This is a genomic window from Gordonia aurantiaca (genome assembly GCF_039939235.1).
In the GTDB taxonomy this organism is placed as follows: domain Bacteria; phylum Actinomycetota; class Actinomycetes; order Mycobacteriales; family Mycobacteriaceae; genus Gordonia.
In genome coordinates this window covers 1-12,867 of record NZ_JBDUUF010000024.1, presented here as the reverse complement: position 1 = coordinate 12,867, position 12,867 = coordinate 1, and the positions used below count along the sequence as shown (strand labels likewise).

The following is a 12,867-nucleotide window of genomic DNA, read 5'->3' as shown; positions in this document are numbered from 1 at the left end:
CTGACCCTGACCACCGACACCACCACAACACCGGAGGCCACTACCGACCCGCTGATCGAACTGCCTGCCTGAAAGCCCGACGAAGGATCAGAAACGAGTTACACCACTACCTGGGACTTGACCATCTGCCGCGGTCCGGTCCCGAGGTCGGACACCTGCTTGAGGATCTGATCGGCGTTGCGGTGGGCGCAGGCGATGGCCCACCGCACCGGACCGTCACCGAGCTCGGCGAGTGCGGTGGTCATCAACGTGGAGCCGGAGAGCTGACTGGAGGGCTCCCCGTCATGATCAAGCCGCAACAGCCAGCGGGAGTTCACCCTCCGGTCGCCTGCTCGGCCCTCAGCCGGTACACCGTCAGGTACCACCAAATCCACGCTTGACCTCCGACGGCGGTTTCGACCGACCCGTGGCTGCGAAGCGTAATAGTCCGCCACCATTGAATCAACCCTACTTCAGTTCATGACTGGATCGAGCTCATTCTTCGGCGAGCGCACGGAACCGGCTGCCATGAAAGACAAGGGGGGAAACCCCCGGCCGGGCAAGCATGCGCTCGATACGCAGCAGGACAATGCGGTGGTCACCGGCGGGAATCTCCGCGTCGAGCACGCAGTCAAGCCACAGGGAGGCACCCCCGATGAAGACCGCCCCAGCGTCATCGGCGGTCCAGTCGATCCCGGCAAACCGGTCATCCTTCTTGGCCGCCAGGGCTCGCGCCGTCTCACCGTGATGCTCGGCCAGGACACTGACCCCTAGCCGCGCGGCGCCACGCAACAGTGGCCAAGTGGTCGAGCTATCCGCGACGCAGACCGAAACCAGCGCCGGAGTGATCGACACCGAGGTGAACGAGCTCGCGGCGATGCCCACGGGCCTCCCGTCGACACTTCCGCACAGTGCGGTGACACCAGACGGGAAGTGTCCGTACGCATTTCGCAGCACGGATTCGGTGAGCTCGACCCTGTCGAGGAACGGCGATGCCGCCGGTTCGTCAAGGACCTGCACATCGGACTTACTCATACGATCTGACCTCCCAGGTGGAGTGGAGCCGGGGGCGAGCAGAACCGGCGAACGGGACCTGCTCACACCCAGACCCTAAAGTGATCTGAGCCACTACCGCTCGGGCGATGAGCGCGAAAAGACGCTGCGGTTTGGTGCCGCCGCGCAATCAGCGCGACTGCGCGGCGGCGGCAGCGAGAACGGCGGGCGCCTGATCGAAGTAGAAGACCTCGATATCGGCAACCTTCCCGTCTCGGACGGTAACCCGCTCAGTGACAAGGAAGTCGTACTCGACTCCGGTCGCGCGCAGTACCGCCCGGCCCTCGACCCGTGTATAGACACAGTTCCGGTCGTAGAGGGCCGGCTCGAAGGAGATCCGCGGCCCGTCGATGAATTCCCATACCGCGCCCACGTCTGCCATGAGCGCGTCGAGGCCGGTGCGACCGGTGTAGACCTCGCGGTAGGGCATGCCGGGCGCTTCCCGAATGGCGAAGTCCGGCTGGGCGTAGCGCATCGCCTGGTCGAAGTCACCGTCGTCGAGTACCGCGCTCTCGAACTTCATCACCACATCCAGCGCCGACACGGCAATGTCGCCCCCGGCTGCGCCGACCTCGACGACCTCCGGCCCAGCAGCCCGCATGAGCTCGACGTTGTCCCAGTAGAAGACATCGATCGAGGCGATCTTGCCATTCCGGATGAGGTAGTTCTCCGCGATCCGCAAAGTGATCGGCACCCCGGTGCGGCGACCCACGACGTCGAGGCTGACCGAGACGAGCACGCGATCCCCGCCGAGCGGAGCGATGTCGAGGTCGATGGGGGCAACCATCTCCCAGGTGCTGTTGAACGCCTGCGCAAGCGCGAAGAAGCCATCATGGCCGGCATGGTCGCCGGGATAGGGGGTGTTGGCGGCCTCCCTCACGATGATGTCTTCGGACAGGATCGTCAGCACGTCGTCGATGTCGCCGGCGACGAAGGAGTCTTCGAAGCGCTGGATGAGCGCGACATTAGAAGCGGCGATCGAGTGGGCAGCGTCGGACATTGTGGGGCCCTTTCGGTGAAGAGAATTGCTGTCGAAACCTCATCGACGCGCTCACGCTAGGCGCTGAAAGCCATGTGCGGCAATGGGTTCCAACCATCCGACTGCAGTGTTGGTCCCGCCGCTTAGTTGTCACCGGAAGCTTAGGCGCCGAGCCCAAGAGATCGTGCCCGACCTCACACATACTGACGTCAGTGGCCTTCGCCACACCGCCGGTGGCCCCGTTCCCCGGCTCCCTTCCGCGACGGTGTCCTGGGCGCCCTGCGCCCCACTCGTCGCCGGCCCGTATCTCGACCGCGAGGAGTTGTCTTGTCCGACCAATTGCGAGCGACCAACATGCAAATCGTCCGGCGCTATGTCGACGGCATCAACGCCTGGGACTTCGACGGGATGCGCGAGATCATGGCTCCTGACTTCGTCTTCGAGCAGATGTTCGCGCCGCCCGGCATGCAGAAGCGCTATGAGGGCCGCGACGCCCTACTGGACTTCCAGCGCAGCCTCACCGGTCTCATCATCACCGAAAACCTCCACGACCTCGAGCTCGACACTCTCGCATCGGATCCCGGGGTTGTCATCGCGACCTACCGCAGCGACATGAAGCTGTCGGATCCGAACATGTCCTATACCAACGACTACATCTGCCGGTTCACCGTGCGCGACGGGAAGATCACCCACTTCCAGGAGTACTTCGACGGCTGCCGACTGGTCACCAGCTTCGGCGGCACCGTGACCGAACCCCAGATCGGATGACCATGAATGTGACGACCCGCCGCGTCGACGCGGCGATCAACACGCTGCGTGCCGGCCGGCCGGTGCTGGTCGCCGACGATCCCGGCCGGGAGAACGAGGGCGACCTGGTCCTCGCGGCCGAACACATGACCACCGAGCACATGGCATTTTTTCTGCGGCACGGCAGCGGCATCGTATGCACCCCGATGCCGCGGGAGCACGCTGAGCGCCTGGATCTGCCGCTCATGGTCGAGGACAACACCGACAACCACCAGACCGCGTTCACCGTAAGCGTCGACCATCGCGACGCCGGCACCGGAATCTCGGCGGCGGACCGGGCGCTGACCGTTCGGGCGCTCGCCGACCCTGACATCTCGCCGACCGACTTCCGGCGGCCCGGCCACATGTTCCCACTCGTCAGCCGCGACGGCGGACTCGCCGAACGCCACGGCCACACCGAGGCCTCGGTCGAGCTCACCCGGCTGGCCGGCTGCGAGCCGGTGGCCGCGATCACCGAGCTCGTCGACGACGCCGGCCTGCCACTCTCAGGGCACCGGATCACCGAGTTCGCCCACCGCTACGACCTGCCGCTCATCACCGTCGGCGACCTGCTGACCTACCTGGCGCACACCACCTCGGAAACCCCGCGGCAGCCGGATGTCCGGCGAACCGGGGAGGCTCGGTTACCCACCGCCCAGGGCGATTTCACCATGATCGCCTACCGCTCGGAATCTACGGGGGCCGAGCATCTGGCACTGGTCTCCCCCGGTCTCGACGCGCTCGCCGATGCCTCGGCGCCACCGCTCACCCGCATCCACAGCGAATGCCTCACCGGGGACGCCCTCGGGTCGCTGCGCTGTGACTGCGGCGGCCAGCTCGAAGCGGCACTGAGCCGTATCACCGACGAACGCGCGGGTGTCCTTATCTACCTACGCGGACATGAAGGACGCGGCATCGGCCTCGGCGCCAAAGTCGCCGCCTACGCACTGCAGGAGGCCGGCCTCGACACCATCGACGCCAACACCGCCCTCGGACTCCCGGTCGACGACCGCGACTTCTCCCCAGCCGCGGAGATCCTCACCGACCTCGGCATCCCCGCCATCCGGCTGCTGTCCAATAACCCGGCCAAGGCCACGGCGATGGCCGCCCACGGCATCGAGGTCACCGAAGTCGTGGCTCTACCGCCACGCGTGACCCCGGAGAACATCAACTACCTCGCCACCAAGCGCGACCGGCTCGGCCACACCATCGCCACCCGGCTCGCCGCGCCGCTGCGGCCGACGCTTGCCCGCGGACTCGGCTGAGGCCCGTTCCGGCCAGCTCCCTTCCCCACTTCCCCTTCGATTCACCACCACTGAGAGGAATCATCATGAAACTAGGTGTCGTGCTGCCCGTCGCAAACGGCGGTCACATTCTGTCCAAGGCCTCCGAGCATCCTCTTCCCACCTGGGAGTTCGAGCGTGAGGTGGCATTGACCGCCGAGCGTCTCGGCTATGACTACATCTTCTCCCAAGTCACCCTGCGCGGTTGGGGTGGAGCCACCGAGCATTGGGACTATCAAGCGGATTCTCTGACCCTCATGGCCGCCCTGGCCGCCGAGACCGAGAGCATCGGCCTCGTCGGATCGGTGGCGATCCCCACCCTGCATCCGGCCATGGCGGCCCGGATGTGCTCGAGCATCGGTCAGATCTCCGGCGACCGCTTCGACCTCAACCTGGTTACCGGCTGGAACAAGCCGCAGTACGACCAGATGGGCCTGTGGCCGGGCGACGACTACTTCAGCAACCGCTACGACTACGCGGAGGAGTACGCAACCATCCTCAAGGAGCTGTGGACGACCGGCCGCAGCAGCTTCAAGGGCAAGTACTACCAACTCGAGGACTGCCAGGTCGGCATGGTGCCGAACCGCCCGGTGGGCCTGGTCTGTGCCGGCCAGTCCGATCGCGGTCTCGACTTCACCGCCGAATACGGCGACACCAGCTACATCCTCGGCCTGGGCACCGGACCGGAGGGGGTAGCCCAGGTGATGTCACGGGTGGACGCCGCCAGCGCGCGCGCCGACCGCACCCTCGAGGCGCTCCTGGTAGTCCTCGTCGTCCTCGATGAGACCGATGAGGCCGCTCAGGCCCGGGTCGAGCGCTACGTCGCCGAAGCCGACGTCGAGGCGATCGCCAACATGCAGGGCGAGGCCAGCCTCGACTCCGGTGGCGGCTCGGCGGCAGAGCTACTACAGAACGCCGGCAACGCCACCTTCCAGAACCTGGAGAAAGTCGTCGGCTCACCGGAGACCGTGGCAGCCTACTTCAACCAACTCGCCGAGATCCCCAATCTCGCGGGTGTCTTCATCGCCTTCGACGAGGTGCTGCGCGGCACCGAGCTCTTCGCCGAGAAGGTCATGCCGCTGCTGCACTCCCACGGCGCGAAGGTCGCCGCCGCGGCCGGTACTGCCCGATGACCGCCCCGCCCACCCCATCTTGCGACTTTCCGGAGGAATCATGACCATCACCACCCCAGCCCGCACCGATGTCGTCCGCGAGGCCGACGGCTACGACCACGCGACCGTCTACAACGGCGACCAGCGGCTGCATGTCGTCGTCCGCGGCGAGGGCCCGCTTGTACTGCTCGTCCACGGCTTCCCGGAGGCGTGGTTCTGCTGGCGCCACCAGATCGACGCCCTGGCCGCTGCGGGCTATCGGGTTGCCGCCCCGGATATGCGTGGCTACGGCCGCTCGTCGAAGCCGCCGGCCGTGGCGGACTACACCGTTACCAAGCTCGTCTCCGACTGCGAGGCGATCGTCGGTGCCCTCGGCTACGAGACCGCTACCATCATGGGCCATGACTGGGGCTCGATGGTCGCCTGGACGGCAGCCTGGACTCGACCGGAGGTGTTCACCGCCGTCGTCGGCATGAGCGTGCCTTTCGGCGGGCGAGGACTGATCCCCATCGGTGGCATCGATTCCTTTGGCACCCGCAGGCCGTCAGTAGTGCAGCGCGAGATCGCCGGCCCGGACAAGCTGTTCTACCAGGAATACTGGTCGCAGGATGGTGCACTGGAGGCCGAGCTGGAAGCCGATCCCCGCGGATTTCTACGCGGCCAGTACTTCTCGTTCTCCGGCGGGCCCTACCCTGCCGACCACCAGGCCCCCGATCCGCTCGCCACGACGCCCGAGCAGATCGCCGAGCAGATCCGCAACGGTGGAGTTTGTATGACCCCGGGCGCGAAGTTCAGCGACGGCCATGTCATCCCGGAGAGCGACCCGGCCTGGCTCGCCGCCGATCTCGACGACTACGTCGCAGAATTCGAGCGGACCGGGCTGCGTGCGCCGCTGCACTGGTACCGCGCCATGGATCTCAGCTGGGAGGAGCTCGCACCCTTCGAAGGTGAACCGATCAAGGTGCCGGCCCAGTTCATCGGCGCCGACCTAGATGTGGCCACGGCCTGGGGCGCCGAAGCGGTCGCGGCCTTCGACCAGACGGTGCCGCAGCACCGACCGTCGGTGATCCTGCGCAACTGTGGCCACTGGTTCAGCCGAGAACAGCCTGAGGAGACCAGCGCGGCGATGCTCGCCTTCCTAGAAGGGCTGAATCGATGAGCGCCGGAATGCAGACCACGGTTGACACCGCGGCTGTCGAGGCGGTGCGTCACACCCTGGCTACCGCGGCTGTCGCCACGGACCGGATGGACTGGGAGCTGCTGCGCAGCTGCTACGAGCCGGATGCCGAGATCGATCTCGGTGGCTTCTTCCAGGGGTCGATCAGCGAGTACATCACCGGCAACAGCAGCCCCGAGGGGCTGCCGTCACTGGAGTCGACGTTCCACTCGTTGTCGACGTCGGTCGTCGAGCTGCGCGGCGGCGCATCCGCAGTGGCCGAGACGTACGCGACCTGCTACCACCAGGGCCCCCTAGATCATGCCTGGTGTCAGGGCTTCGTCGTTATTTTCATGCGCTTCCTCGACGAGCTCGCCGAGCGGGACGGAACGTGGCGGATCTCCCGGCGTCGCGGCGCCTTCGAGTGGGGCCGTAACGAGACCACCGGCGAGCCGTTTCCGCTTGATCCATCGACGCTGAGCCGACGCGACCGCAGCGACGTCCGCTACGCCCTGTTCCCCGCCTGACCGGGCCCGACGGCTCCGGAGGATTCGCATCGATCCTCCGGGGCCGTCGGCTATTTCAGCGATTCTGAGGTGTGCACGCCGCGCACCAGTTGTCCCCGATAGGCTTACGACGCACAGGATCCCAGGTCATTTCCGCTCACTGATGACTCAGCCGCCGAGCACCGAGGCGTCGCCACTCGTCCAGGTGACACGCTGTGTCCGACGTGCGATCCGCCAGCCGGCCGCCGTGCGATGCACCTCGTCACGGTAGGTGCCGGCTACGAGGTGCTGGCCTTCCCCGCGGACATGCTGGGCCTGGAAGTAGCAGGAGACGGTTCCGGAATCGCCGGCCACGTCGATGACATGGGTGCCGACCAGGTGTTGGCTGGCGTCGAGCGGATCGAGGGCCTTCGCACACACCTCGGCAATGCTCCGCCAGCCCCGTACCTCGCCGACGTGGGCGAAGTCCATGACACCGTCTTCGCCGAAGATGCCGGCGAGCGCCTCCCATTCGCCGGCATCGAGTGCCGCAGCATAGCGCGTGGTGAGCTGCCAGATTTCGAAGCCATCGATGCTGTACGCACCGGCCGCGGGGATCATCTCGGTCATGGAATCACCTCTCGTTGTCCATCGAACAGGCGATATTCTACGTCCTGAACTGAAGTCAGGTCACCACTTGACGAGTATGACCGGCATCACTACCGTCGGCCTAAGTGAGTTCACTTCAAAACAGGAGACACCGAATGTCAGCTGCCTCACGCGCCTTGCGAGCCACCTCGGAGATGCAGATCCATGACGACGTCAGCCTCGACGACCTGCGCGAGATCCTCGCCGCTGTGGTCCGCAACACCGAGGCCGAGCCGGGTGACCACAACCGCGGCCACAACTTCTACCTCGATGAGGAGAAGCGGATCCTGTTCGCGCATGAGCTCTATAGCGACGCCGACGGGATGCTCAAGCACCTCAAGGAGATGGACCAAGAGAGCGTCGGCCGGCTGATGTCGTCGGTGGACGTCCTCGACCTGCGCATCTACGGCGCCACCAATGAGGAACTCAAAGGCCTGCTGGACGGCTTCGGCAAGGCCCGTTACTTCGATTTCATCGACGGCTTCGTCCGCTAGGAGACCCCAATGACCACACAGCAGCAGTACGAGTACGAGAAGTTCTTCGGCCTCGACCCCGAGCAGCTCAAGTGCCCGCACACCGCCTTCGAGCGGGTGCGTAGCGAATGCCCGGTCTCGCGCAGCGACAACCTAGGCTTCTGGGTCGTCGCCGACCACGAGAACGCTTCCAAGGTCTTCCGCGATGCGGTCACCTTCTCCACCAAGAAGATGCTCGGTGAGCAGGTCTCCGACGAGTGGCAGAAGATGATCGACATGGCCGCCGCCCGACCGGAGGCCAAGGCCGAACTCGGCGAGGATTACGGCACCACCGATCGCAAGATCCTGCTGTTCGCCGACCCGCCGGAGCACGGCAAACACCGCAAGCTCATTATGGGCGCACTAACTGCCCGGGCCATCAAGTCCTGGGCGCCGCGCATCGAGGAGACCGCTCAGATCCTCGTCGACGGCATCGAGGCCGGCAGCGAAATCGAGTTCGTCGACGAGTTCGCCAACGTCTACACCATGAACGTCATCGCCGACATCCTCGGCTTCCCGCGCGAGATGGTGCCGCAGATGCTCGAATGGCAGGTCGGCTTCAACTCGATGGTGGGCAACCCCAATCTCACCGAGGAGCAGATCGAGGCGCTCGTCGATGTCCGATACGGCTTCGACAAGTATTGCAAGGAGCAGATCGAGGACCGCATCGCCCACCCAACCGAGGATCTCATCACCCGCATCGTCAAGCTCAACGACGAGAGCGATGAACCACTCGCGCGCGATGATCTCTACCAGCTCATCCAGCTAGTCATGGTCGGCGGCTCGGAGACCTCCGCTACCGCAGTGTCGAAGATGGTCGAGTACCTCGGCCGCAATCCGGGACTGTGGACCGAGCTTCGCGAGGAACCCGAGCGCATCCCGCTGTTCATGGAGGAGATGCTCCGGCTCTACGCCCCCGTGCAGGGCTCCTTCCGCGCGGTCACCGAGGACATCGAGCTCGGCGGTCAGCAACTCAAGGCCGGCGATATGCTGTGGGTCGGTATGGGCGGACCCAATCGCGACCCCAAGGTCTTCGAGGATCCCGACGACTACATCGAGGGCCGCCAGCAGCTGCTCGCAAAGTACGTCTCCTTCGGTGCCGGACCGCACACCTGCCCGGGTACCACGCTGACCCGGTTGGAACTCCGTACAGTCCTAGGCAAGCTCATCGAGCGGTTCAGCGGCGTCGAGCTCATCGACGACGACGCCCCTTCCAAGCAGAGCTTCAACTTCTACGGCCCCGCACAACTGCGGGTTCGCTTTCTCGAGTGATTCTGTCCACCAGTCTGTTTCATTAGGAGTACGGAAATGTTCCCCAGGAACTACACCGAGTTCTTCATCGACGGGAAGTGGCAGAAGGCCGACGGTACCGACGAGTTCACCGTCATCTCGCCGGCCACAGGGGAGGCCATCGGTTCGGTACCGTCGGCGTCACGCTCCGACATCGATGCAGCGGTCGAGGCGGCTCGCAAGGCCTTCTACGAGACCGATTGGGCCACCCGTCCGGTGGCCGAGCGAGCCGCACTCTGTGAGGCACTCGCGACCAAGCTCTACGAACACAAGGACGATCTCGCCGAACTCATCGTCGACGAGCTCGGCTGCACCCGGATGCTCGCCGATGTCTATCAGGCCACCGCTCCCACACTGCACTGGAACTACAACGCGGAGGTCGGACGCACCTACCCGTTCACCGAGCTGCGCCGGGCCGATCTGGGCCCGCTGGCCGGCGGGTCCGCGGGCGGCATGATCATGCCCTACGAGACTCAGAGCCTGGTGGTCAAGGAGCCTGTCGGGGTGGTGGCGACGCTAGTCGCCTACAACTTCCACATGCCCGGGACCTCGCAGAAGGTGGCACCGGCACTCGTAGCCGGCTGCACCGTAGTGGTCAAGGTGCCCGAGCCCAATCCGCTCGCGGTCTTCGCCATGGCCAAGCTCGTCGAGGAGGTCGGCTTCCCGCCCGGCGTCTTCAACGTCGTCGCCGCCGGACCCGAGGCGTCCGAACATCTGATCGCCCATCCCGACGTCGACATGGTGAGTTTCACCGGTTCGACCACAGTGGGCGCCAAGATCGGTGAGGCGTGCGGCGCCCGGATCCGGCCGGCGGTGCTCGAGCTTGGTGGCAAGTCGGCGGCCATCGTCTTGCCTGATGCCGATCTCGACACCACCGTCCCCACCCTGCTCAACATCAGCGTCATCCCCAGCAGCGGACAGTCCTGTGTCTGCCAGAGCCGCTTCCTTGTGCCGCGCAGCCGCCACGACGAGATCGTGGAGCGGTTGACCACCGCGCTCAAGGACGTGGTTGTCGGCGACCCCCACGATCCGAACACCCATATGGGGCCGATGATCACCGAGAAGCACCGAGAACGGGTACTCGGATTCATCGAGCGCGCGAAGCAGGACGGAGCCACCATCGCTTTCGGCGGCGGGGTGCCCGATGGACTCGACAAGGGCTGGTACGTGGAACCGACTCTGGTCACCGGCGTCACGCCGGACATGGAGTTGGCACAGGAGGAGGTCTTCGGTCCGGTCGTTGCGGTCATCGCCTACGACGACGAGGACGAGGCGATCGCCATCGCCAACAACTCCAAGTACGGGCTGGCCGGCAGCGTCTTCACCACCGACGTCGCACACGGCTTCGACGTGGCCCGACGGATCCGGACCGGGACCTTCTCGGTGAACACCTTCGCGGCCGACTTCAACGCGCCGTTCGGCGGGTTCAAGCAGTCCGGCATCGGCCGCGAGCACGGGGTCGCCGGCCTGGAGGGCTACCTCATCCCCAAGACCATCTCGGTCGACCCGAGCCAGTCCATCCCTGAATCGGTGGCCGCCACCGCCGACATGGTGACCGAGGGCCCCCGCAAGGGTGCCTAACGCCACTCACCTTCAACCCGAAACTTGTTAGGAGACAACCATGCTCAACATCGAGAACCAGCCGGTCTACCTGTTCGCCCTCTACCGCTGGGCCGGCACCTCCCCGGAGGAGTTCCGCGACCACTACCTCACCAAACACGCCGACATCGGCCGCTCCATTCCGGGCGTCGCCTGGTGGTACACCTTCCTCAACAACAATCCGATGATCAACTGGGGCATCCCTGAGGGCGCACCCAAGCCGGACGCCTTCTCGATCATGGCCTTCGAGTCGGAAGAGGCGCTGCGCAAGGCTCCAGAGAGCGAGGCCTGGGCCAAGGCCAACGGCGACAACGACGGCTTCGTCCAGCACATCGACGTCTACGAGGTCTCCCGCGTCCCGCTAGTGCCTGATAGCAAGTAACACCACCCAGCCCGAACTCGCCGTGTCCCCCACAAACTCCCGGGGATGCGGCGAGTCTCATTTCTCTCGAAGGGATCTTCCCCATGTTCAACGTCCTGATGCTCGCGAAGGCTCGCGTCGGGCTGTCTCGTGAGGCCTTCATCGACGCCCACGAGACCCGCCACGCACCGCTGCTCGCCGAGCGAGCACCCGAACTGCGCCACTATGCGCGCCGCTATCTCACCCCGGTCGGCGGGCCCACCGCCGACGCCACCGCACTCCCCTACGACGTGATGATCGAGCTGGGCTTCGACTCACCGACAGAATTCTCGGTCTTGGCCCGCCGGCTCGCCGAGGGCGATCCGGATGACGAGATCGCCCGCAGCAGAACGGATCTGTTCGAGCCGGGGTCGGCCGCGACGGCCGAGGTCGACGAGCACATCACAGTGACCCCGCCCGCCGGGACCGACACCGACCGGATGTTTCAGGCGGTGACCTTCCTCAGACAGCGACCGGACATGAGCCGTGCAGAGTTCATCGACTACTACGAGACCCGGCATGCGGTGCTGGCTGCCGGGCTACTCCCCGACGCCCGGCACTACGCGCGCCGCTACCTCACCCCGATTCCCGATCCGGCGACCGGCCGGACCCGGACGATCCGACACGATGCCGTCAACGAGCTGTGGTTCGACTCGGCCGATGCCTTTGCCGCGACGATGTCCGAACTGTCTCGACCGGAGACGCTGGCACAGATCACCGAGGACGAAAAGCAGCTCTTCGACCGGGAGGCCACCCGACTGGTGACCATCGAACTCCATCGAACCCGCTGAGCCGACGCGACAGCGCCAGCCCAACTGGTCGGTGGTGCCCCGGATTAAGTGCCGTCAATCGCCGCAGCCACTCCGTTCAAGATCGAGGACCGGGCGGTGACCGCACCTGAGACGTCGCTGTTCAGCGGACATGACCGTGGCGTTCCCGTCAGTGAATGTGATCGCCTGATCCCGTAGGAGATACGCCAGCCGTTCTCGGTCCGGACCACCGTGTCCCAATAGGTACCCCCGAGCAGGTACTCCGACCTTCCCTCAGCATCGGCCCGAACGGCCACGGGACGCCCTTCACTCAGCACTGAACTTAACTGGGTTCATTCAGTAGGCCACCCGGCATGCGTGCCGCGAAAGGTTTTCTGGTGGAAATGTCGTCGAGATGCTCGCGTCCGAACGGCGATGGCCCCGCCGGACGTCGTCCGGCGGGGCCATCCAATGCCGCGGTGCGGCAGGGTGATTACTTCTTGGTGACCGGTTTTACTTCTTGACGAGGTTCTCGTTGGTCAGCGTGGTGATGCCCTGTTCGGCCTTCTCGACCAGCGAGGCCGGCGGCAGGAAGTTGTCGCCGTACTTGCCGGCCAGGTCCTTGGCGCGCGCCGAGCTTGTCAAGATGTTTGTGTAAGAACGTGACTCCTGATTTTCTTGTGGTCGGTGCGGTTTAGCCGAGGTGCGGTTCGATTGAACCGTCCTGGGTCGGATGGAGACCTGGTTTAGGCCACCTCCGCTTCGGAGGCGACGGTCTCACGGTAGCGCGTCTCGTACTCGACCGGCGGGCAGTAGCCGATTGCCGAGTGCAACCG

Annotated in this window: 15 protein-coding genes; 10 read left to right on the top strand and 5 right to left on the bottom strand. The window is 65.3% G+C overall.

What is annotated here, in order from left to right; all coding sequences use genetic code 11:
- Positions 1–98: 98 nt before the first annotated feature.
- The 3 genes from ABFT43_RS22455 to ABFT43_RS22445 all read right to left on the bottom strand — a co-directional run bounded on the left by ABFT43_RS22455 (position 99) and on the right by ABFT43_RS22445 (position 2,032).
- Positions 99–245 (bottom strand): hypothetical protein, encoded by a 147-nt coding sequence (locus tag ABFT43_RS22455; protein WP_347962450.1) that lies wholly within the window; start codon positions 243–245, stop codon positions 99–101.
- 229 nt (positions 246–474) lie between these two features.
- Positions 475–1,014, bottom strand: a complete 540-nt coding sequence (locus ABFT43_RS22450; protein ID WP_347962449.1) for a flavin reductase family protein — start codon at positions 1,012–1,014, stop codon at positions 475–477.
- Between the two features lie 148 nt (positions 1,015–1,162).
- On the bottom strand, positions 1,163–2,032 hold the full coding sequence (locus ABFT43_RS22445) for a nuclear transport factor 2 family protein (protein ID WP_347962448.1): 870 nt from the start codon (positions 2,030–2,032) through the stop codon (positions 1,163–1,165).
- A 306-nt stretch (positions 2,033–2,338) separates the two neighbouring features.
- Here ABFT43_RS22445 and ABFT43_RS22440 point away from each other — a divergent pair, with 306 nt between their 5' ends.
- The 5 genes from ABFT43_RS22440 (at position 2,339) to ABFT43_RS22420 (ending at position 6,875) form a co-directional block, all read left to right on the top strand.
- The gene (locus tag ABFT43_RS22440; RefSeq protein WP_347962447.1) at positions 2,339–2,779 is read left to right on the top strand and encodes a nuclear transport factor 2 family protein; all 441 of its coding nucleotides are present in this window, start codon (positions 2,339–2,341) and stop codon (positions 2,777–2,779) included.
- Between the two features lie 2 nt (positions 2,780–2,781).
- On the top strand, positions 2,782–4,062 hold the full coding sequence (gene ribB, locus ABFT43_RS22435) for a 3,4-dihydroxy-2-butanone-4-phosphate synthase (RefSeq protein WP_347962446.1): 1,281 nt from the start codon (positions 2,782–2,784) through the stop codon (positions 4,060–4,062).
- 65 nt (positions 4,063–4,127) lie between these two features.
- On the top strand, positions 4,128–5,213 hold the full coding sequence (locus tag ABFT43_RS22430) for an LLM class flavin-dependent oxidoreductase (protein WP_347962445.1): 1,086 nt from the start codon (positions 4,128–4,130) through the stop codon (positions 5,211–5,213).
- A gap of 40 nt (positions 5,214–5,253) precedes the next feature.
- A complete protein-coding gene (locus tag ABFT43_RS22425; RefSeq protein ID WP_347962444.1) occupies positions 5,254–6,351 on the top strand; it encodes an alpha/beta fold hydrolase in 1,098 nt (365 codons plus the stop codon).
- Positions 6,352–6,359: 8 nt separating this feature from the next.
- Positions 6,360–6,875, top strand: a complete 516-nt coding sequence (locus ABFT43_RS22420) for a nuclear transport factor 2 family protein (RefSeq protein WP_347962443.1) — start codon at positions 6,360–6,362, stop codon at positions 6,873–6,875.
- Between the two features lie 147 nt (positions 6,876–7,022).
- Here ABFT43_RS22420 and ABFT43_RS22415 read toward each other — a convergent pair whose 3' ends face one another.
- Positions 7,023–7,463, bottom strand: coding sequence for a nuclear transport factor 2 family protein (locus tag ABFT43_RS22415; protein WP_347962442.1), 441 nt, complete (start codon positions 7,461–7,463; stop codon positions 7,023–7,025).
- Between the two features lie 134 nt (positions 7,464–7,597).
- Between ABFT43_RS22415 and ABFT43_RS22410 the strand changes: the two genes are divergently transcribed.
- The 5 genes from ABFT43_RS22410 to ABFT43_RS22390 all read left to right on the top strand — a co-directional run bounded on the left by ABFT43_RS22410 (position 7,598) and on the right by ABFT43_RS22390 (position 12,073).
- The gene (locus tag ABFT43_RS22410; RefSeq protein ID WP_347962441.1) at positions 7,598–7,975 is read left to right on the top strand and encodes a hypothetical protein; all 378 of its coding nucleotides are present in this window, start codon (positions 7,598–7,600) and stop codon (positions 7,973–7,975) included.
- A 9-nt stretch (positions 7,976–7,984) separates the two neighbouring features.
- Positions 7,985–9,265 carry a cytochrome P450 gene (locus ABFT43_RS22405; RefSeq protein WP_347962440.1) on the top strand — a complete coding sequence of 427 codons (1,281 nt, stop codon included), beginning with the start codon at positions 7,985–7,987 and terminating at the stop codon, positions 9,263–9,265.
- 36 nt (positions 9,266–9,301) lie between these two features.
- Positions 9,302–10,864: an aldehyde dehydrogenase gene (locus ABFT43_RS22400; RefSeq protein WP_347962439.1), complete on the top strand. Its 1,563-nt coding sequence runs from the start codon at positions 9,302–9,304 to the stop codon at positions 10,862–10,864.
- 40 nt (positions 10,865–10,904) lie between these two features.
- Complete coding sequence (locus ABFT43_RS22395; protein WP_347962438.1) at positions 10,905–11,264, top strand: EthD family reductase; 360 nt, start codon at positions 10,905–10,907, stop codon at positions 11,262–11,264.
- A gap of 83 nt (positions 11,265–11,347) precedes the next feature.
- Entirely contained in the window at positions 11,348–12,073 is a 726-nt protein-coding gene (locus ABFT43_RS22390; RefSeq protein WP_347962437.1) for an EthD domain-containing protein, read from the top strand.
- A gap of 471 nt (positions 12,074–12,544) precedes the next feature.
- On the opposite strand, the gene ABFT43_RS22385 is transcribed toward ABFT43_RS22390, so the two are convergent.
- Positions 12,545–12,676, bottom strand: a complete 132-nt coding sequence (locus tag ABFT43_RS22385; protein WP_347962451.1) for a hypothetical protein — start codon at positions 12,674–12,676, stop codon at positions 12,545–12,547.
- Positions 12,677–12,867: the final 191 nt, after the last annotated feature.